This window comes from Aeromonas sp. JL9, assembly GCF_024436075.1.
Classification (GTDB): domain Bacteria; phylum Pseudomonadota; class Gammaproteobacteria; order Enterobacterales; family Aeromonadaceae; genus Aeromonas; species Aeromonas veronii.
The window spans coordinates 15,642-35,367 of the sequence record NZ_JANFNV010000039.1; the positions used below are offsets into that span (position 1 = coordinate 15,642).

General features: G+C 59.8%; 19 protein-coding genes and 2 tRNA genes. 5 read left to right on the forward strand and 16 right to left on the reverse strand.

Going from position 1 to position 19,726, the window contains the following annotated elements:
• Positions 1–7: 7 nt before the first annotated feature.
• The 8 genes from NOM06_RS19070 to NOM06_RS19105 form a co-directional block, all read right to left on the reverse strand.
• Positions 8–84, reverse strand: a tRNA-Arg gene (locus tag NOM06_RS19070).
• 3 nt (positions 85–87) lie between these two features.
• A tRNA-Ser gene (locus NOM06_RS19075) sits at positions 88–180 on the reverse strand.
• A 213-nt stretch (positions 181–393) separates the two neighbouring features.
• Entirely contained in the window at positions 394–582 is a 189-nt protein-coding gene (csrA, locus tag NOM06_RS19080) for a carbon storage regulator CsrA (protein WP_005336053.1), read from the reverse strand.
• Positions 583–685: 103 nt separating this feature from the next.
• On the reverse strand, positions 686–1,924 hold the full coding sequence (locus NOM06_RS19085; RefSeq protein ID WP_005336054.1) for an aspartate kinase: 1,239 nt from the start codon (positions 1,922–1,924) through the stop codon (positions 686–688).
• A 16-nt stretch (positions 1,925–1,940) separates the two neighbouring features.
• Positions 1,941–4,565, reverse strand: a complete 2,625-nt coding sequence (gene alaS, locus NOM06_RS19090) for an alanine--tRNA ligase (protein WP_005336056.1) — start codon at positions 4,563–4,565, stop codon at positions 1,941–1,943.
• Positions 4,566–4,860: 295 nt separating this feature from the next.
• A complete protein-coding gene (locus tag NOM06_RS19095; protein ID WP_144716017.1) occupies positions 4,861–5,370 on the reverse strand; it encodes a regulatory protein RecX in 510 nt (169 codons plus the stop codon).
• Positions 5,371–5,414: 44 nt separating this feature from the next.
• Entirely contained in the window at positions 5,415–6,479 is a 1,065-nt protein-coding gene (gene recA / locus NOM06_RS19100; RefSeq protein ID WP_005348744.1) for a recombinase RecA, read from the reverse strand.
• Positions 6,480–6,559: 80 nt separating this feature from the next.
• The gene (locus NOM06_RS19105; RefSeq protein WP_144716007.1) at positions 6,560–7,051 is read right to left on the reverse strand and encodes a CinA family protein; all 492 of its coding nucleotides are present in this window, start codon (positions 7,049–7,051) and stop codon (positions 6,560–6,562) included.
• A gap of 250 nt (positions 7,052–7,301) precedes the next feature.
• Between NOM06_RS19105 and mutS the strand changes: the two genes are divergently transcribed.
• Positions 7,302–9,893: a DNA mismatch repair protein MutS gene (gene mutS / locus NOM06_RS19110; protein WP_370688937.1), complete on the forward strand. Its 2,592-nt coding sequence runs from the start codon at positions 7,302–7,304 to the stop codon at positions 9,891–9,893.
• Positions 9,894–9,984: 91 nt separating this feature from the next.
• On the opposite strand, the gene NOM06_RS19115 is transcribed toward mutS, so the two are convergent.
• From NOM06_RS19115 to NOM06_RS19130, 4 genes are all read right to left on the reverse strand, one after another.
• The gene (locus tag NOM06_RS19115) at positions 9,985–10,848 is read right to left on the reverse strand and encodes a patatin family protein (RefSeq protein WP_255912761.1); all 864 of its coding nucleotides are present in this window, start codon (positions 10,846–10,848) and stop codon (positions 9,985–9,987) included.
• A gap of 277 nt (positions 10,849–11,125) precedes the next feature.
• On the reverse strand, positions 11,126–12,025 hold the full coding sequence (locus NOM06_RS19120) for a hypothetical protein (protein ID WP_245130923.1): 900 nt from the start codon (positions 12,023–12,025) through the stop codon (positions 11,126–11,128).
• A 74-nt stretch (positions 12,026–12,099) separates the two neighbouring features.
• A complete protein-coding gene (locus NOM06_RS19125) occupies positions 12,100–12,789 on the reverse strand; it encodes an LrgB family protein (protein ID WP_041210813.1) in 690 nt (229 codons plus the stop codon).
• Entirely contained in the window at positions 12,782–13,183 is a 402-nt protein-coding gene (locus NOM06_RS19130; protein ID WP_255912762.1) for a CidA/LrgA family protein, read from the reverse strand. Before NOM06_RS19130 ends, NOM06_RS19125 begins: the two co-directional genes overlap by 8 nt.
• 134 nt (positions 13,184–13,317) lie before the next feature.
• Here NOM06_RS19130 and NOM06_RS19135 point away from each other — a divergent pair, with 134 nt between their 5' ends.
• Entirely contained in the window at positions 13,318–14,202 is an 885-nt protein-coding gene (locus tag NOM06_RS19135) for a LysR family transcriptional regulator (RefSeq protein WP_255912763.1), read from the forward strand.
• Here NOM06_RS19135 and NOM06_RS19140 read toward each other — a convergent pair.
• The 4 genes from NOM06_RS19140 to ybaK all read right to left on the reverse strand — a co-directional run bounded on the left by NOM06_RS19140 (position 14,196) and on the right by ybaK (position 17,556).
• Entirely contained in the window at positions 14,196–15,080 is an 885-nt protein-coding gene (locus NOM06_RS19140) for a transporter substrate-binding domain-containing protein (RefSeq protein WP_255912764.1), read from the reverse strand. The two genes, NOM06_RS19135 and NOM06_RS19140, sit on opposite strands and share 7 nt — an antisense overlap.
• Before the next feature lie 110 nt (positions 15,081–15,190).
• Positions 15,191–15,982 carry a hypothetical protein gene (locus tag NOM06_RS19145; RefSeq protein ID WP_139494801.1) on the reverse strand — a complete coding sequence of 264 codons (792 nt, stop codon included), beginning with the start codon at positions 15,980–15,982 and terminating at the stop codon, positions 15,191–15,193.
• A 68-nt stretch (positions 15,983–16,050) separates the two neighbouring features.
• Positions 16,051–16,944 (reverse strand): hypothetical protein, encoded by an 894-nt coding sequence (locus NOM06_RS19150; protein WP_150995439.1) that lies wholly within the window; start codon positions 16,942–16,944, stop codon positions 16,051–16,053.
• A 147-nt stretch (positions 16,945–17,091) separates the two neighbouring features.
• A complete protein-coding gene (gene ybaK, locus NOM06_RS19155) occupies positions 17,092–17,556 on the reverse strand; it encodes a Cys-tRNA(Pro) deacylase (RefSeq protein ID WP_005336092.1) in 465 nt (154 codons plus the stop codon).
• Between the two features lie 218 nt (positions 17,557–17,774).
• Between ybaK and NOM06_RS19160 the strand changes: the two genes are divergently transcribed.
• From NOM06_RS19160 to NOM06_RS19170, 3 genes are all read left to right on the forward strand, one after another.
• Positions 17,775–18,191 carry a GNAT family N-acetyltransferase gene (locus tag NOM06_RS19160; protein WP_255912765.1) on the forward strand — a complete coding sequence of 139 codons (417 nt, stop codon included), beginning with the start codon at positions 17,775–17,777 and terminating at the stop codon, positions 18,189–18,191.
• Positions 18,191–18,733 carry a GNAT family N-acetyltransferase gene (locus NOM06_RS19165; protein WP_255912766.1) on the forward strand — a complete coding sequence of 181 codons (543 nt, stop codon included), beginning with the start codon at positions 18,191–18,193 and terminating at the stop codon, positions 18,731–18,733. The genes NOM06_RS19160 and NOM06_RS19165 overlap by 1 nt, the downstream gene beginning before the upstream one ends.
• 206 nt (positions 18,734–18,939) lie before the next feature.
• Positions 18,940–19,623, forward strand: coding sequence for a hypothetical protein (locus tag NOM06_RS19170; protein ID WP_255912767.1), 684 nt, complete (start codon positions 18,940–18,942; stop codon positions 19,621–19,623).
• Positions 19,624–19,726: the final 103 nt, after the last annotated feature.

The following is a 19,726-nucleotide window of genomic DNA, read 5'->3' on the forward strand; positions in this document are numbered from 1 at the left end:
CGTAATATGGTGCGCCCGAGAGGATTCGAACCTCTGACCACCTGGTTCGTAGCCAGGTACTCTATCCAGCTGAGCTACGGGCGCAAATGGCGGAGAAGGGGGGATTCGAACCCCCGATGCGGGTATAAGCCGCATACTCCCTTAGCAGGGGAGCGCCTTCAGCCTCTCGGCCACCTCTCCGTTTGCGGGGCTGATAATACTTCACAGGGATTTTTAGTCAAACACTTTTTTGGAGAAAAAAGTGCGTTCGCTCAGCATTTGGTCAAAGCGTGGAATATTCAAACAATATCGGCACTTATCCCGCAGTTTCGCGCCCTGCAGGGCGATTTCAGGGGGCCGGAAAAACAAAAGGCGACACATGAGGTGTCGCCTTGTCACAGCCATGAAAGTGGCTTAGAAGCCCGGTTGGCCCGGAACTTTCTCGGCCTGGATGCGCTGGTAGATCTCTTCGCGGTGTACGGAGACCTCTTTCGGCGCGTTAACACCGATACGGACCTGGTTACCTTTAACGCCCAGTACGGTGACAGTCACTTCATCACCAATCATCAGGGTTTCCCCAACACGACGAGTCAAAATAAGCATTCGCTTGCTCCTGTATCCTGTTTTGTTTTTATATCGATATGCGACATTATCTAACAAAGATACCGATATGGTAAATGGTTGAAACTAAATCAATCAGAGATTGTTAGCCCAAGGGCTGCTCTTGCGGTGCCTGATCCAACCCGAAAGCAGCGTGCAGGGCTCGCACCGCCAGCTCCAGATACTTCTCGTCAATCACCACAGAGATTTTGATTTCAGAGGTCGAGATCAACTGCATGTTGATACCCTCCTCGCCCAATACCTTGAACATGGTGCGCGCAACACCGGGATGGTTCCACATGCCGACACCGACAATGGAAACCTTGGCAATTTCGCCATTCCCCTGCACGCAGGAGGCGCCAAGTTCGGTGGCGGTCTCCTCCAGCAGTGCCCGGGCGCGGCGATAGTCGTCACGATTCACCGTGAAGGTGAAGTCGGCGGTGCCATCTCCCAGGGTGTTCTGCACAATCATGTCGACATCAATGTTGGCGTCGCTGATCGGATTCAGGATCTGCGCGGCAACGGTTGGTCTGTCCGGCACGCCCAGAATGGTCAGGCTGGCCTCGTTGCGGTTAAAAGCGATCCCGGATACCAGGGGAGCTTCCATCCTATCACCTCCATATGTGATTAAGGTTCCCTCTCCATCGATAAAGCTCGACAACACCCGCAGCGGGACGCGGTACTTGCCCGCAAACTCCACCGAGCGGATCTGCAGCACCTTGGCGCCGAGACTGGCCATCTCCAGCATCTCCTCGAAGGTGATGGTGTCGAGACGACGAGCCTTGGGCTCGATGCGCGGATCCGTGGTGTATACCCCATCCACATCGGTAAAGATCTGGCACTCATCGGCCTTGATGGCCGCCGCCACGGCAACCGCCGTGGTATCCGAACCGCCGCGGCCCAGCGTCGTGATGGCGTTATGCTCGTCACGGCCCTGGAAACCGGCGATCACCACTACCTTGCCTGCAGCCAGTTCGGCATGAACCAGCTCGGTGTCGATGTGGGTGATGCGCGCCTTGCCATAGGCGGAATCGGTGTGAATCCGCACCTGATCACCGGTCATTGAGACCGCAGGACAACCGCGTTTGTTCAACGCGATCGCCAGCAGCGCTATGGTGACCTGCTCACCGGTGGAGACCAGTACATCCATCTCCCGCCGGTTGGCATCAGGATCCAGCTGCTGGGCCATGCCCAGCAGCCGGTTGGTTTCGCCCGACATGGCGGAGACAACCACCACCACGTCGTGTCCCTGGGCGCGGGTCTGCTCGACCCGCTCAGCTACCGCCTCGATCCGCTCCAGTGTGCCGACCGAGGTGCCGCCGTACTTCTGTACATAGAGTGCCACAGATCACCTCGCCCGATTACAGGCGCTCTTCCAGCCAGGAGTGAACGGATTGCAGCGCTGCCGGCACCGCCTCAGGCTGGGTACCACCCGCCTGTGCCATGTCCGGACGGCCACCGCCCTTGCCACCCACCTGCTGGGCAACCAGATTGACCAGTTCACCGGCCTTGACCTTGCCGGTCAGGTCGTTGGTGACGCCAGCGATCAGGTTGACCTTGCCATCAGCACAGGTGGCCAGCAGCACGACACCGGACTTCATCTGGTTCTTCAGCTCGTCCAGCATGCCGCGCAGGGATTTCGGATCGGCCCCTTCCAGCGCTGCAACCAGCACCTTCTGACCGTTGATCTCGATCACCTGACCCAGCAGGTCGTTACCGGCCTGAGCGGCCAGCTTGGCCTTGAGCTGCTCCAGCTCGCGCTCCATCATCTTGGCCTTGTCCAGCATCTGGCGAACCTTGTCGGCGATGCAGAACTGGTCACCTTTCACCAGTGCAGCAGCCTCTTCGATCTGCTCGCCGACCTGATGCATGAAGTCGATGGCCGCTTTGCCGGTCACCGCTTCGATACGGCGCACGCCAGCTGCGATACCGCTCTCGGCGATGATCTTGAAGAAGCCGATATCACCGGTGCGCTTGGCGTGAGTACCGCCGCACAGCTCGGTGGAGTAATCGCCCATGCGCACGACACGCACGTCGTCTTCATATTTTTCACCAAACAGCGCCATGGCACCGGCGGACTTGGCCGCTTCCAGATCCATCAGCTGGGTGGTGATTTCGTGGTTGGCGCGGATCTGGTTGTTGACCAGCTCCTCGACCCGGCGAATGGTCGCCATGGTCAGCCCCTCGAAGTGGGAGAAGTCAAAGCGCATGCGCTCAGCCCCAACCAGAGAACCTTTCTGGGTGACATGCTCGCCCAGAGCCTGACGCAGGGCAGCGTGCAGCAGGTGAGTCACGGAGTGGTTCAGGGCGATGGCCTGACGACGGTCAGCGTCAACCACGGCTTCCACTTCGGCGCCCTTCTCCAGAGTGCCCAGCTCCATGTAGCCCTTGTGGATGATCGCCTTGCCCGCTTTCAGGGTGTCGGTCACGGCAAAGATGCCGTCGTCCACTTTCAGGGTACCGCTGTCGCCGATCTGGCCGCCGGACTCGGCGTAGAAGGGGGTCTCCTCCAGCACGATGACCGCTTCGTCACCGGCGATAAGACCGCTCACCTCTTCCACACCCTTGTAGATACCGACCACGCGGGTACGCTCGGTCAGAGTCTTGTAACCGGTGAAGGGGGTCTCGAAGTCGAGCTTGAGCATCTCGTTGTAGTTCACGCCGAAGCTGGAGGCCTCTTTGGCACGAGCACGCTGCTTCTCCATCTCGGCCTTGAAGCCCTCTTCGTCGATGCCGATCTCGCGCTCGCGCACCACGTCGGCAGTCAGGTCGGCCGGGAAGCCGTAAGTGTCATAGAGCTTGAACACCACTTCGCCCGGAATAACCTTGGCATCGCCCAGGTTGGCCAGAGCGTCTTCCAGCAGCAGCAGACCGCGATCCAGAGTGCGGACGAACTGCTCCTCTTCGATGCGCAGCACGCGCTCGACCAGCGGCAGCTGGGCGATCAGCTCGGCAGCGACATCCTTCATCTGCACTGCCAGCTCGGCAGCCAGTTTGTAGAAGAAGACATCGGTCGCGCCCAGCTTGCGACCGTGACGCACGGCGCGGCGGATGATGCGACGCAGCACATAGCCACGACCTTCGTTGGACGGCATCACGCCATCTGCCACCAGGAAGGCGCAGGAGCGGATGTGGTCAGCGATGACGCGCAGGGACTGGTTGCTCAGATCGGTGGTGCCGACAATCTCGGCCGCTTTCTTGATCAGCGCCTGGAAGATGTCGATTTCGTAGTTGGAGTGGACACCCTGCATGATGGCGGAGATACGCTCCAGACCCATGCCGGTATCCACGGACGGACGCGGCAGCGGCTCCATGGTGCCGTCAGCCTGACGGTTGAACTGCATGAACACCACGTTCCAGATCTCGATGAAACGGTCGCCATCCTCTTCCGGTGAGCCGGGACGGCCGCCCCAGATGTGATCGCCGTGGTCATAGAAGATCTCGGTGCAGGGACCGCACGGGCCGGTATCGCCCATGGCCCAGAAGTTGTCGGAAGCGTAAGGGGCACCCTTGTTGTCACCGATGCGGACGATGCGATCGGCCGGGACACCGACCTCTTTTTCCCAGATATCGAAAGCTTCATCGTCAGTCGCGTAGACGGTCACCAGCAGGCGATCTTTCGGCAGCTGCAGCACCTCGGTCAGGAAGCCCCATGCAAACTTGATGGCATCCTGTTTGAAATAGTCACCGAAGCTGAAGTTGCCCAGCATTTCGAAGAAGGTGTGGTGACGAGCGGTATAGCCGACGTTTTCCAGATCGTTGTGCTTACCACCGGCACGCACGCAACGCTGGGAAGTCGTCGCGCGATTGTAGGCACGCTTGTCTGCGCCAAGGAACACGTCCTTGAACTGGTTCATACCCGCGTTGGTAAACAACAGGGTCGGGTCGTTATGCGGTACCAGCGAGCTGGAGGAGACAACCTGGTGCCCCTGGGAACGGAAATACTCGAGAAACGCAGCGCGAATCTCTGACGTGGACATATACATGGAAAATCCTGCTTGATTCGAATACGGACTTTTAACCGCATTAATGTAAGTTTTCTGCGGGGTAAAGTAAAACGGACAGGGCCGCCACGGGCGAAAAAGCGCACATAAACGGGCCAGAAAAGAGCGGCACCGCCTACAGTGGCTTTTTCCACTGTCGAGAGGCAAAAAAGCAGCGCATAAAGAGGGATGAGATGAACAAAAGGCCGCTTTTTCGGGATTGCGCTCGCAACCTACTGAACGGGCAGGAAAAACCTGCCACAAGGAGAGGTGAAACGATGTTTGCCACGCAGTGGCGTTACTCCTCCCGCTCCTGCAGGGCCGAGATGGCGTAACGGGCCTGATCCCGGGTAAAGCCGCGCCCCAGCAGATATTTGAGCCACTTCATTCGCAGCTTGAAATCCGCCAGATCGGCCACCCGGGCGCGCCGTTCGAGCAAGGCAAACGCCAGTTCGAACCAGTCCAGCTCCGGCTGATCGAAGGCGGCATCAATCTGCATATCGTCGAGCCCCTTGCGGCGCAGATCGAAGCGGATCTTGATGGGGCCATGGCCCTTGGCGGCACCGGCCCGCACCGCCATACCGCCGTAACGTTCGTCATTGACCCAGTTGTAACCGCGGCAGTAGTCGACCACCGCCTCGATCACCTCTTCATTGAAGCCCTGCTGGCGCAGCCGGTTGGCCAGCTCTGACTCGGCACTCTCGCGGCGGGCCAAACTGCGCATGGCAAAGGCGCGGGCGGCGGCAAGCTGCTCGGCAAAGGTCGGTTCGGCAGGCTCGACCGGTTCGGTAACGGATTCATCAACCATCATAAATAACAAGGCCGGGTATCTACCCGGCCTTCCTTTGTTCCTTATTCGAACTCTTGTTCGCTTTCGGCATCGAACTCGTCTGCCTCAACCGGTGCAGCCTTGTCATCGACAGGCACTGCGCCGGAGAGCAGCAGCTCGCGCAAGCGGGCTTCCACTTCGCCAGCCATCACCTTGTTCTCGGCGAACAGCTTCATCACGTTGGCCTTGCCCTGACCGATCTTCTCGCCGTTGTAGCTGTACCAGGCGCCGGCCTTGTCGATCAGCTTGTGCTTGACGCCGAGATCCACCAGCTCGCCCTCTTTGGAGATACCGGCGCCGTAGAAGATCTGGAATTCGGCCTGCTTGAAGGGCGGGGCCACCTTGTTCTTGACCACTTTGACGCGGGTCTCGTTACCGACCACTTCGTCGCCTTCCTTGATGGCGCCGATACGACGGATATCCAGACGCACGGAGGCGTAGAACTTGAGCGCGTTACCACCGGTAGTGGTCTCCGGGCTACCGAACATGACGCCGATCTTCATCCGGATCTGGTTGATGAAGATGCACAGGCAGTTGGCGTTCTTGATGTTGGCGGTCAGCTTGCGCAGCGCCTGGGACATCAGACGGGCCTGCAGGCCAACGTGGGAGTCACCCATCTCCCCTTCGATTTCCGCTTTCGGCGTCAGGGCCGCCACGGAGTCGACGATGATAACGTCAACCGCGTTGGAGCGAACCAGCATGTCGCAGATCTCCAGCGCCTGTTCACCGGTATCCGGCTGGGAGATCAGCAGGTCGTCGACGTTGACGCCCAGCTTGGCAGCGTAGATAGGGTCGAGGGCGTGTTCCGCATCGACGAAGGCACAGGTCTTGCCTTTCTTCTGGGCTTCGGCGATCACCTGCAGGGTGAGGGTGGTTTTACCGGAAGATTCCGGGCCGTAGATTTCGACAATACGGCCACACGGCAGACCGCCAATGCCCAGCGCCACGTCCAGCGAGAGGGAACCGGTAGAGATGGCTTCGATATCCATGGTCTTGCTGTCGCCCAGACGCATGATGGAACCTTTGCCGAACTGCTTTTCAATCTGACCCAGCGCAGCCGCCAGTGCCTTCTGTTTGTTCTGATCCATGCCAATCTCCGCTGGAAATCGTGAGTAAGAAGTGAAGTTGGGCTAAGTATACTGTCTATTCATACAGTATCAAGCCCAATTTATCTGAGCAGCGCCAACAGACCCGACAAGGCCTGTCTCACCGCCAGCTGGCGTACCTGTCGGCGATCCCCGTCGAAGCGGGCGAGCAGGGAGTGGTGACGACCGTTGCGGTCGGCCCAGGCGAACCAGACGGTGCCGACCGGCTTGCCTTCGGTGGCGCCGCCGGGGCCGGCGATGCCACTGATAGCAACGCTGATGGAGGCAGACGAGTGCGCCAGCGCGCCGCGGGCCATCTCCAGCACTACGGCTTCACTCACCGCACCGTGCTGTTCAAGGCTATCGCTGCTCACCCCCAACATCTGCTGCTTGGCCTCGTTGGTGTAGGTGACAAATCCGCGATCGAACCAGCCGGAGCTACCCGCGATGTCGGTGATGGCGCTGGCCACCCCGCCGCCGGTACAGGATTCGGCGGTCGCCGCCAGCCAGCCCCGCTGGCCAAGGGCCCGTCCCAGCTCGATGGCAAGGTGCTCTATCTCTGCATCCAGTTTCATCACGACTCCTTATGATCCGCTCAAGGGGCACATTATGCGATCCCGCTAGCGCCGCCCGCAACCACGGCAGACCGCCCTTGCCTGCCACAATGTGAGGTGCCGCACCTGTGCCATGCCTTCAATAGCGCAGAGCAACCGCGCCCGGAACACCTGCTCCCCCGTCGCGGCGCTTATGTGTAGAATGGCGCCATCAAGCCCAAGGCTCATCACCGCAGACACTGGCCCGCAGAGGCCCCTTCTGGAACAGAACATGACCGCACAACACCAAGCCAGCGGCGCCACAAGCTCCGCTCCCGGCGCCAATCTGAGCGCCCACACGCCCATGATGCAGCAGTACCTTGGCCTCAAGGCCGAGAACCCGGAGATCCTGCTGTTCTACCGGATGGGCGACTTCTACGAGCTGTTCTATGACGATGCCCGCAAGGCCTCCCAGCTGCTCGATATCTCCCTGACCAAGCGCGGCCAGTCGGCCGGCAGCCCCATCCCGATGGCGGGTGTTCCCTATCACGCCATCGAGGGTTATCTGGCCAAGCTGGTGCAGCTTGGCGAGTCGGCCGCCATCTGCGAACAGGTGGGGGATCCCGCCACCAGCAAGGGGCCGGTGGAGCGCAAGGTCATTCGCATCATCACCCCGGGCACAGTCTCCGACGAGGCGCTGCTCAGCGAGCGGCAGGACAACCTGATCGCCGCCGTCTACCACGATGGCCGCCGCTTCGGCTATGGCACCATGGACATCGGCTCCGGCCGCTTCTTCATCAATCAGTTCGAGAAAGAAGAGACCTTGCTGGCTGAGCTGCAACGCACCAATCCGGCCGAGCTGCTCTATCCCGAATCGTTCGAGTTCCTGCACCATATCGAGGGGCGCCGCGGCCTGCGTCGCCGCCCGGAGTGGGAGTTTGAGCTGGGCACAGCTCGCAAGCTGCTCTGCCAGCAGTTCGGCACCCAGGATCTGGTGGGATTTGGCGTCGACAAGAGCGAGACCGCCCTGTGCGCCGCTGGCTGCCTGATGCAGTACGTCAAAGATACCCAGCGCACCGCACTGCCCCACATCCGCAACGTGCGCCTCGAGCAGCCGGATCACGCGGTCATCATGGATGCCGCCACCCGCCGCAATCTGGAGCTGACCCAGAATCTGGCCGGTGGCTATGAAAATACCCTGGCCGAGGTGCTGGATCGCACCGCCACTCCCATGGGCAGCCGCCTGCTCAAGCGCTGGATCCACCAGCCGATCCGCGATCGGGTGATCCTGAAAGGTCGCCAGAGCACCATCAAGGAGCTCATTGAGCAGAACCTCTATGACGAGCTGGGCAACCTGCTGCGTCAGGTGGGGGATGTGGAGCGGGTGCTGGCTCGTCTGGCCCTGCGCTCGGCCCGCCCGCGCGACCTCACCCGCCTGCGTCAGGCCTTCGCCCAGTTGCCCGAATTGCAGCGCCTGCTGGCGGACAACGAGCACGAAGCGGTGCAACAGCTGGCCGAGCGGGCCAGCACCTTCCCCGAGCTGCTCGACCTGCTGGAGCGCGCGGTGATGGAAGTGCCGCCGGTGCTGATCCGCGATGGTGGCGTCATCCGTGACGGCTTCAATCAGGAGCTGGACGAGCTGCGGGATCTCGCCAACGGCGCCACCGCCAGCCTCGCCCGCATCGAGGAGCGGGAAAAACTGCTGACCGGCATCAACACCCTCAAGGTGGGTTACAACAAGGTGCACGGCTTCTATATCGAGGTGAGCCGCGCCAACAGCCATCTGGTGCCGGCCCACTACATCCGCCGCCAGACCCTCAAGAACAACGAACGCTACATCATCGATGAGCTGAAGAAGTACGAGGACAAGGTGCTCACCGCCCAGTCCCAGGCGCTGGCGCTGGAGAAACGGCTCTACGAAGAGCTGCTCGATGCCCTGCTGCCCCACCTCGGCGATCTGCAGGATTCCGCCGCCGCACTGGCGGAGCTGGACGTGCTGGCCAACCTGGCCGAGCGGGCCGAGACCCTCGACTACCGCTGCCCGACCCTCATCGACGAAGATCAGATCATCATTGAAGCGGGCCGCCATCCGGTGGTTGAGCAGGTGATGACAGATCCCTTTATCGCCAATCCCATCCGGCTGGAGCGGGAGCGGCGGATGCTGATCATCACGGGTCCCAACATGGGCGGTAAATCGACCTACATGCGCCAGACTGCGCTGATCGTGCTGCTGGCCCATATCGGTGCCTTCGTCCCCGCCGACAGCGCCCGCATCGGCCCCATCGACCGCATCTTCACCCGCATCGGGGCGTCGGATGATCTGGCGTCGGGGCGCTCCACCTTTATGGTGGAGATGACCGAGACCGCCAATATCCTCAACAACGCCACCGCCCGCAGTCTGGTGCTGATGGACGAAATTGGCCGCGGCACCAGCACCTACGACGGCCTCTCGCTGGCGTGGGCCTGTGCCGAACAGCTGGCGAGCAAGATTGGCGCCTACACCCTGTTTGCCACCCACTACTTCGAGCTGACCCGCCTGCCCGAGCTGATGAGCGGGCTGGCCAACGTCCACCTGGATGCGGTGGAGCACGGCGACACCATCGCCTTTATGCACGCGGTGCAGGAAGGCGCGGCCAGCCGCTCCTACGGTCTGCAAGTGGCGGCGTTGGCCGGGGTGCCGAAATCGGTGATCCAGCAGGCCCGCCACAAACTGCACGAGCTGGAGAGCGCCACTCCGGTCGCCGCAGGTGAAAGCCGCCCGGCTCCGGTGACTCTCGCCCCGCAGCCTCATCCGGTGGTGGAAGAGCTGGACGCAGTGCGCCCCGACGAGCTCACCCCCCGTCAGGCCCTTGACCTGCTCTATCGCCTCAAGCAGATGCTGTAAGCACAGGATGCCGCGCAAGCATGCAAAAAGGGGAACCGCGAGGTTCCCCTTTTTATATTCAGCGCATCATATTCAGCACCCGGCAAACCAGTCAGGCCACCGCTCGCGCCTCTCCACGGGCCCGCAGCAGGCTCTGGCGCCCCTGCCAGTAACCCTGCAGATAACCGGACTCCAGCTTGACCGGGTCCTGGGTAAAGCGGGAGACCATGAAATCGGCCGGTGGCGCGATCACCTCGATCTCGCAATCGGCTGGGGGATTGGCGATGAAATCGAGCGCCCGGTTGTAGGCACGATCCCGCTCCAGCATGGCTTGCGCCAGCGCAGGCTGGGTTTTCAGCAAGGCTTTGACTATCCAGCAGAAACGGGCCGGCTTCTTGCGATAGCCCCAGGGTTCAGACAGCACCACCGTCATCCGCCGCGCCCCGCGCCGATAGGCCTCGATCACCGGGATGGAGTCGCTGATCCCGCCATCGGCCATCGGGCGACCATCGACGCAGGGGGTATCGTGCTGCACCACCGGCAGAGCGCAGGTGGCAGTCAGCACCTCATCCATGTTGTCGGGCCGCACCGGCAGATAGATGGCCTTGCCGCTCGCCACATCGGTCGCCACCGCGTAAAAGGGAATGTCGCGGGCACAGAAAGTGTCGAGATCGAGCGGGAAGCGATGGCGACTGGCCTGCCACAGCCAGCCGATGTCCACCAGATCGCCCCCTTTGACGAAACGCAGGGGATCGAGAAACCGGGAGCTGCAAGCCAGCTCGGTGATGATGTGGTGACTGCGGCGCGGCTGCTCGCTCAGATAAGAGACCAGATTGGTGGCACCGGCCGAGACGCCCATGACGAAATCGAACGGGTAGTGGTGACTTTCGACAAACGCATCGAGCACGCCGCTGGCAAAGATGCCGCGCATCGCGCCCCCTTCGACAATCAGGGCGCAAGGGTGGGGATTAAACATAACAAGGCTCCGTCAGCTGTAATACCTGCCGGGATCGATCCCGGCCCAGTGATGGACGCCTTCATGCAGAACATCAAGACGCCGCAGCAGGACGATTCAGGCTCACTCGCACAAGCCAGAAGCGGGCAGGAGCAAACCTGAACCGTGAAGCGACCCCCAGTATATGCAGCGCACCAACCTTCAAAAAATGAATTTAAATAATAAAAAACATGCCTTTTGGGCATGATTTAGCACATCAGCAGAGACGGCCCTTTATCCGGTAACAGCACCATCAGGATCAAGGCAGCCCGGGCCCGAACGTCCCGTCGACGGGGTTATAGTGGTAGGCCCGATAATCAAAATCCACCTTATCTAAGCGCGGATTGGCCAACTCGAACAACAGGCGCTTGGGGAGCTGCGCCTGCTCGAGGGAAGGTTTGAAGTGGCGCAGCCAGAGCTGTTGCAGTGAGCCATCCCGCCACGCCAGCTTGAGGCCGACCGAGAGGCGGCGGATGGCGGCCTGATTATCCTTGTGGGTGTAGAAGAGGTGGAGGAAGGGATAGTGCAGCGCCACTCGCCGATCCACGGTGAGGCCGGGCAGATCACTGTGCTGCTCCTGCTCGATAAAGAGCTCGTTGGCCCCGCGGCAGAAGAGATCGATGCGGCCACGCGCCACCAGCTTGAACAGCCGCTCGTAACCGTCGATCTCCTGCACCTTGAAACCCCCATGACGCAGGATTTCCGCATCCTGCCAGCCACGCCCCTGCCCGTGCAGAAATTGCTGCAGCTCGGCCAGGGTATTGACCCTTGCCACCGCATCGGCCTGCTGCGGACTGACAAAGCAGATGCGATAACCGAGGATGCCCAGCTCCACCGGAAAACGGACGTAATCCAGCGCTCCGCTCTCCGCGGCCGGACGTAGACTGTCGGCCACAAACAGATTGGGGTATTGCTGAGTCTGCACAATCTGTCGCATTCGGATACGGTTCATCGGCGGCGCGGTTCGCAGCTCGTAGTCACCGAAGCTGTCGCGGGTCTTCTCCAGCGCCAGCTGCAACAGATCGCGAAAATAGAGGGTACGCAAGTCCCGATCGCTCTCGGGGCTGATATGAGTGATGACGTCGCTCGCCCGTAGGGGAGTGGCAAGGAGGGAAAGACTGCACAACAGCAAGCAGGAAGCGAGGCGATGAAAGGTCATACTGCTCATCCCGGAAATACAGGCTCACTAGAGTGTAGCGCCGGGACGAGCCGCCTTCTAAAGGGAAGCCAGGCCTACCAGAACATCCGGCCCAGCAGGGGCGCCAGCAGCACGGTCACCATACCGGCGATCATCATCACCATGCTGGAGACCACCCCTTCCTCATTACCCATCTGATAAGCCTTGGCAGTGCCGGCGCCGTGGGCCGAGGCGCCAAACCCCGCCCCCTTGCCGAGGCGGCTGCGAATGGCCAGCACAGTGAGCACGCTCTCCCCCACCGCCATACCGATGACGCCGGTCAGCACCACAAACAGCGCGGTGAGGTCGCTCTGACCGCCGATGGCGCGGGTCGCCTCCACCGCAAACGGCGTGGTGATGGAGCGCATCGCCAGACTGCGTTGCAACATGTCGGAGAGATCCAGCCAGCGGGCCAGCAGCACGGTACTCCCCACCGCCATAATAACTGAGGCGACCACCCCCACCGACAGCGACAACCAGTGGCGACGAATGAGCTGGCGGTTCTCGTAGACCGGCACCGCGAAGGCTACAGTGGCGGGGCCCAGCAGCCAGAGCAGCCAGTGGGATTCCGCCATGTAATCCTGATAGGGGATGTGGAACAGCAGCACCACCGCCACCAGCAGGGTCGGCGCCAGCAGCAGCGGCATCAGCGGCAGGATGCGTTTTTTGCCGTAGAGCCATTTGCTGGCGTAGTAGAAGAGCAGGGTGAGGGCGAAGCAGATCAGCCCGAGCAGGGTATCAGACATGACGGCGACTCCGGCGGGCCAGTTTCAGTTCGAGGCGGTAAACCCGGTCCACCACCAGCGCGGTAGTGCCGAGCACCAGCGTGGTGCTCACCAACAGCACCACCATGATGCGCCACCCCTCCTGCAACAGCAGATCCTGATAGTTGACCACCGCCACCACGGCGGGCACAAAGAAGAGCAGCATCTCGGCCAGCAGCCAGCGAGCACCCGCCTCAAACCACTCGGCCTTAACCACCCCGAGCAGGATGCAGGCCAGCAGCAACAACATGCCGGTGAGGTTGGCGGGCAGCGGCAGATGGAGGGTACGCACCGCGGTATCGGCCAGCAGCCAGATGGCTGCCAGCAACACAATCTGGAAGGGAGTCTGTAACCAGCGCAAGCAGAGGGCTTTCATGATCATCGTCTTTCTGTGAACCGGCTCACAGTATAGTGTCGAGCAAAACCTGCCAGAAATGAATTAAAATTATCGAATTCATGCCGCATAGGCATACTTCATCCCGTACCCGCCAACACGAGTCGAGAGAGTCCATGGATATTCGCGCCCTGCGCTATTTTGTCGAACTGGTGCGGGAAAAAAGCTTCACCCGCGCCTCTGAAAAGCTGTTCGTCACCCAGCCCACCATCAGCAAGATGATCCGCAATATCGAGGAGGAGCTGGGTCAACCCCTGCTAAACCGGGAAGGGCGCCGCTTCACCCTGACCGACAGCGGCCAGGTGCTGTTCAACCGGGCCCAGACCATCTTGGCAGAGATGCAGCAGTTGGAGGCCGAACTGGCGGATCTGCAGAGCCTGCAACATGGTCGCCTCACCCTCGGCATTCCCCCCATGGTGGGTCACGTCTATGCGGACCTGATCCGCGCCTACCGCAGCCGCTATCCCAAGGTTGAGCTGACCCTGGTGGAGTACGGCGGTCGCCGCATCGAACAGGCGGTGCTGGAGGGGGAGCTGGATCTCGCTATCACCATGCTGCCGACCAAAGAGGGGGGCGCCCTCAGCGCGCTGGAGCTGGATCAATACCCGATCCGGGTGGTGCTGCCAGATCAACCCCGCTGGCATGGCGATGCGCCGCTGCGGCTGGAGTCTCTGCAGGAGGAGCCCTTCCTGCTCTATACCCAGGCGTTTACCCTGAGCGAGCGGTTGGAGCAGGCGTGTCAGGAGGCGGGCTTTGTGCCACAGGTGGCGGCGCGCAGCAGCCAGTGGGATTTTCTCACCGCCATGGTGCGCAGCGGCATGGGGGTTGCCTTCTTGCCGGAGCCGGTCTGCCACCGGCTGACCCCGGATGGTCTGGTGCTGCGGCCGCTGGAGCCCGAATTGAGCTGGCGGCTCGGGGTGATCTGGCCGAGCGAGCGCTATCTGTCGCGCACCGCCGAGGCTTGGCTGGCCCTCTGCCGCCAGCGGCAGGCACCTCAGTAATCGCCGAAGCGATCGGTCTGCGGATTGTAGAAGTAGGGGCGGTAATCGAAGCTGATCCCGTCGAGAAAGGGATTATCCAGTCGCAACAGCCGGCGCTGGGATAGCTTGGCAAAGGCGATGGCCGGGCCAAAGCTCTTGCGCCACAGCGCCTGTAGCGAGCCATCCTGCCACGCCAGCTGCAACCCCCGCTCGACCCGCTGCAGTGCCTCGCGATTGTTGGGATTGGTGTAGAAAACCCGGGGCAGCGGGTAGTAGATCAACAGTGCGTCATCCACCAGCAGATCCGTCATCTCCTTGTGGGTCAGCTGCTCGCTGCGCAGCTCGCTCACCCCGCGGCAGAAGAGATCGAAGCGGCCCCGCGCCACCATTTTGAACAGCTTTTCGTACCCCTCCACTTCCACCACCTCCATCCCGGCGTAACGCAGGATATCCACATCCAGCCACCCCTTGCCCTGACCGAAGGTAAACTGGCGCAGCCCCTTGAGGTCGGTCACTTTGCTCACCGCCGCCTTTTGCTGCGGGCTGACAAAACAGATGCGGTAGCTGACGATCCCCAGATGGATGGGAAAACGGACATAGGCGAGCCCCAGATCCTCGCGGGTGCTGCTGTAGCTATCCATCACAAAGAGGTTGGGATAGCTGTCGAGCTGCATGCTGACCCGCTCGCGCGCCTTGGTCATGGGCGGCGCAGGCTCCAGCAGATAGTCGCCAAACTGGTCGCGAGTCTTGTCGAGGGCGAGCCGCAGCAGCTCCCGATCATAAGTGGTGCGCGGATCTCGCTCGCTCTCCGGGCTGATATAGGTAAACCGGGTGGCCGCCTGTCCGGTCAGCGACAACATGCAGAGCAGAGCGGTGGCCAGCAGATGCAGGGGTGACATAAACCGCGCCTTGGCTGAAGGGGGTACTTTCAGTGTAGCCCCTGAGCGTGGCCGCTCGGCCCTGCCCCCCCACGCTCTCCTCCCCTTTTCGGCCAGTCGCATCCATCAGCCTACTCCCCCACCGGAGGCGTGCTTCTTAGCGCTGTGGCATAACGCTGATAGGCAGCAGAGTCGCGCACCTGCTCGATGGCATCCCACACCTGTCGGCTTTGTCGGGGATGGGCCTGATAGAAGCGGTGAGAGAAGACCAGATAGTAGGGCTTCTCCACCAGCACTGGCGACAGCCGCTCGATGCGGGCCTGCAACGCGGGATGGGCCGCCAGAATGCTGTCAGCCACCTCGGTCTGGATGGCGGTCGCCTGCGCCCGATCCATCACCAGCTTTTTCAACATGATCAGCGGGTCACGACTGGAATCGTCCACCTCGGCCCCCGCCGCCAGCAACAACTCAACGATGGAAAATCCCGACTGGGCCGCCACCATGCCCTTGACCCTGAGGGTGGAGCCATCCCACTGGCTTTTGCCACCCTTGAGCTGGTAGAGACTGTAACTCTCGGTCAGCAGCCGCTTGGCGGGGTCGGGTTTGCCCTCACGCATGGGATAGACCCCCACCCTGGTCGCCCGCTCGACGCTGTAACTCATCTTGATGGCCGCATCCATCTGGCCACTGCTCACCCGAGAGAGGCAGCGCTTCCACGGCAGCGGCGTCAGCACGATCTCGGCATCAAGAGCGGTAGCAACCGCCTTGAGGTGATACTGCACAACCCCCTCCCCCGATTGCAGCAGCCAAGGATAGGAATCACTGTTTTCAAAGCAGGTACGCAGCGTAAAGGCAGGGGCCGCACCGCCGGTCGCGGGCAGCAGCAACGCAATAAAGAGCAGATAGCGGGCAGATGCGCGCATGGGCCATATCCTTGGCGGCAATGATCTCTCCCTTACTCTATCAGAGCCTGCGCACCTGATAACTCGGCTCAGGGCAGTGAACCGAAATCATCCGCCAGCGGGTTGTAAAGGTAGGGACGATAGTCAAAACCGCCCTTGGGTAACTGCGGATTGCCGAGCCGGAAAATCTGGCGAGCCCCCAGATTGGCAAACACCAGCGAGGGTTGGAAGTGATGGCGCCAGAGCCGCTTGAGCGAACCATCCTGCCAGGCCAGTTGCAGACCGCGCGCAAGGCGCTCGCGCTCCTGAACGTAGCGGGCATTGCTGTAGAACACGTGGATCAGCGGATAGAAAATGGCCAGATGGCGATCGACCGTCAAACCGGCCACCTTGCCCTGATGAGATTGCCACTCCGGCAGGATCTCGTTGGCCCCACGACAGAAGAGATCGATGCGCCCTCGTGCCACCATACGAAACAGCGACTCGTAGTTATCCACCTCATGCACCGTCAGCCCGCCGTGGCGCAGGATCGCCGCATCCTGCCAGCCGGTGCCCACCCCTTGAGTGAAGTGGCGCAACTGATCCAGGGTGTTCACCCGCGCCAGCTCGGCAGCACGATCCGAGCCGACAAAACAGACCCGATAGCCGAGGATCCCCATATCGATCGGGAACGGGATCGATGCCACCTGATCCGCCACCGCCTCCCCCTGATAAGGCCAGCTGTCGACAATAAAGAGGGCGTTTTTGCCCTGCTCCTGCACCTCGATCCGCATCCGCGCCTTGTTCATCGGCAGGGAGTCCAGCAACTCGTAGTCGCCATATTCGGGGCGAGTCTTCTCTAACGCCAGCTGCATCACCTCACGGTAATAACGCATCCGCATATCCTGACTGTTTTCAGGGCTGAGCAGGGTAAAACGGGTGGCAGCCAGCAAGGCAGAGGGGAGGGATAAACAGAGGCAAAGCAACAGAAGTCGGTACATCATGGCTGAACTCATACAACGGGGTTCACCCAGTATAGACTGGCACACTCCCCGTTGAGCACGGGGCAATCACGGCTTGCGCGTCCGATCACAGGTGGGGCAATCCGGGCCACCACAGGCCCGGGGAGCAGGTTCACGCCGTGCCCGGCACTACTCTTCGCCGATGGGAGCGGCGATCCACTTCATCAGCGTCAGCATATCCTGCGGCGCCACGCCGACCGAGAGACCGCGCTTGCCGCCGCTCACCAGGATCTCGTCAAACTGCAGCGCCGACTCATCGAGTACGGTGGGCAGCAATTTCTTCTGGGCCAGCGGGCTGATGCCGCCCACCTTGTAACCGGTCAGCTTCTCCGCTTCCGCCGGTTTCATCATCTCCACCTTCTTGAGACCGGTCGCCTTGGCCAGCTGCTTCAGACTGCACATACCGGATGAGGGAACGATGGCCACCACCGCCTGCTTGTCGTGATGGGCAACCAGAGTCTTGAACACCTGCGCCTCCGGCAGCCCGAGCTGGGTCGCGGCATGCTTGCCGAAATCGTCGTGGGCTTCGCACTCGTAGGGGTAGAGCTTGTGGGGAATTTTTAGCTTCTTCAGCAGGTTGATGGCAGGAGTCATGATGGTTGCCTTGAATCGAATCGCATAAAAACAAGGCCAAACAGTCTGCGCCTCACTCTGGGGTGATGCAAGGGGGATGGAAGTTGCAAGGGCCATTGACTGGCCGCCATACCATGCACGCTTGGTGGCGAGCGACCAGAACACTTGACCAAACAGAGTCCAAACGGGTATTGCTTTAACCCTTTGACGCCGCCACAACCCATACCGCAGGAGCCCATATGCAACTAACCCCACCCCAACCGCCTCAGGACGATGATGTTGAAGCGCTGCGCATTGGTCTCTCGGGCTACAACATGGGTCACGCCGGCACCCATCTGCGCGAGCGGATCGCCAGCTTTATCAAGGATAAAGAGGGCAAGGTACACGGCGGTATCATCGCCGACATCAAGTGGGGCTGGCTGCACGTCGACTGGCTCTGGATCGATGAAAGCATCCGCCGCGATGGCTGGGGCGGTCGCCTGCTCGGCGCCATGGAGCTGTACGCCCAAAGCAAGGGCATCAGCAACTACCATCTGGAAACCACCAGTTTTCAGGCTCTCCCCTTCTATCAGAAGCATGGTTACGAAGTCTTTGGCCAGCTGCCCGATATGCCGCCGGGGCATATCAGTTACTTTCTGAAAAAGCAGGATAAGTGATGACACTCCCGCACCTTGCCAACGCCAATATCGTGATCCGCCCGTTCGAAGCGGTCGATGCCGACGAGTTTGTCCGCGCGGCCCACGAATCCATAGAGACGGTCGGCAAATGGATGAGCTGGTGCTCCCATTCATTTACTCGGGAAAACGCACTGGAGTGGTTTACCAACTGCGAGCAGGATCGCGAAGCGGGACGTGCCTTTGACATGGGCATTTTCTGCGCCACCACCGGCCAGCTGTTGGGTGGCGCAGGTATCAACCAGCTGTCGCCCCATCATCGTTACGGCAATATCGGCTATTGGGTACGCCAATCCCGCCAAGGATGCGGTATCGCCCGACAGGCGGTCGCCCTGCTCCGTGACTTTGGTTTTCAGCAGTTGGGACTATTTCGACTGGAGATCGTGACGGGGATTGGCAACAGCGCCAGCGAAGCGGTTGCCATTGCTACCGGGGCCACCTTTGAGTGCCGGGCAAAAAATCGCATATTTCTTCATGGACAGCCCCTTGATGCACACATTTATGCCCTTGTCCCAGCAGACTGATTTCTGTAGCAGGGCGAATCCTATCGATTTCTATCACGTGAAGAGACGATGATTATGGCTATCTCTACCACACGACTCCTGAAGCCTGATAATCCGTTACGCTCCAATTAACACGATGAAAGAACCAATATTTGATAGTGGTTCCAAGGCAACGATACACTAACTAGCAACTAATACTGGCACCTTAATTTTCACAAAGAGATATTATGATCAATAAAGAAATTACTATCCTAGCGTGCTATGGTAACAACAGCATTAATAGCAGAGATATCTTCCAACGCTTTTCTGAACATCCTGATTTAAGTCGCGATTTCATGTTAACCCGACTAAACACCACTCACCTTCAAGGACTTTTACGTGAAGAGTTTATCAAATATGGGCTATCATCTTTATTTCGACACCATATAACCTGTGACTCTATCTTACACCCTGGTATAACTGTAGATGAAGTTGAGACTGTAATTCTTGGATTTATCCGCACATTGGTAGGTGTGAAAAACCTAATAATTATCGATGCATTCTTCTATTCAAATGAAGAAAAGGTTCTTCACTTGTTTAAAAAAATGATCCTTGAGCTATCAGATTCACTACAAAGCATAACATTCTTCACTAGCGCCGCTAAAAAGCGCAGCCCAGATGCTATGCACAATATTTTAAAATCCATCAATCCAAACATAAGAATAATAGATATCATAACAGATGAAATCCATGATAGGTTTTGGCTTGATGCGGATAACAAGAAAGGAATAGTTATGGGGACTTCATTAAATGGGGTCACTAAGAAGTTAACACTCATTGATTACTTACAACCCTCCGATGCAAAAGCAGTTATTGATATAGCTAATGAAATATCGAAAATACAGCAACCTGAAAAAAGGCAACATGAGTAATCATACCGTAGGGTGTAATGAACGAAGTGTGTACAGATCTAGTTATCACCTGACACCGGCCTCAAACCGGTGTCTTGTTTACGCTACTTTAGTGCGCACTTCC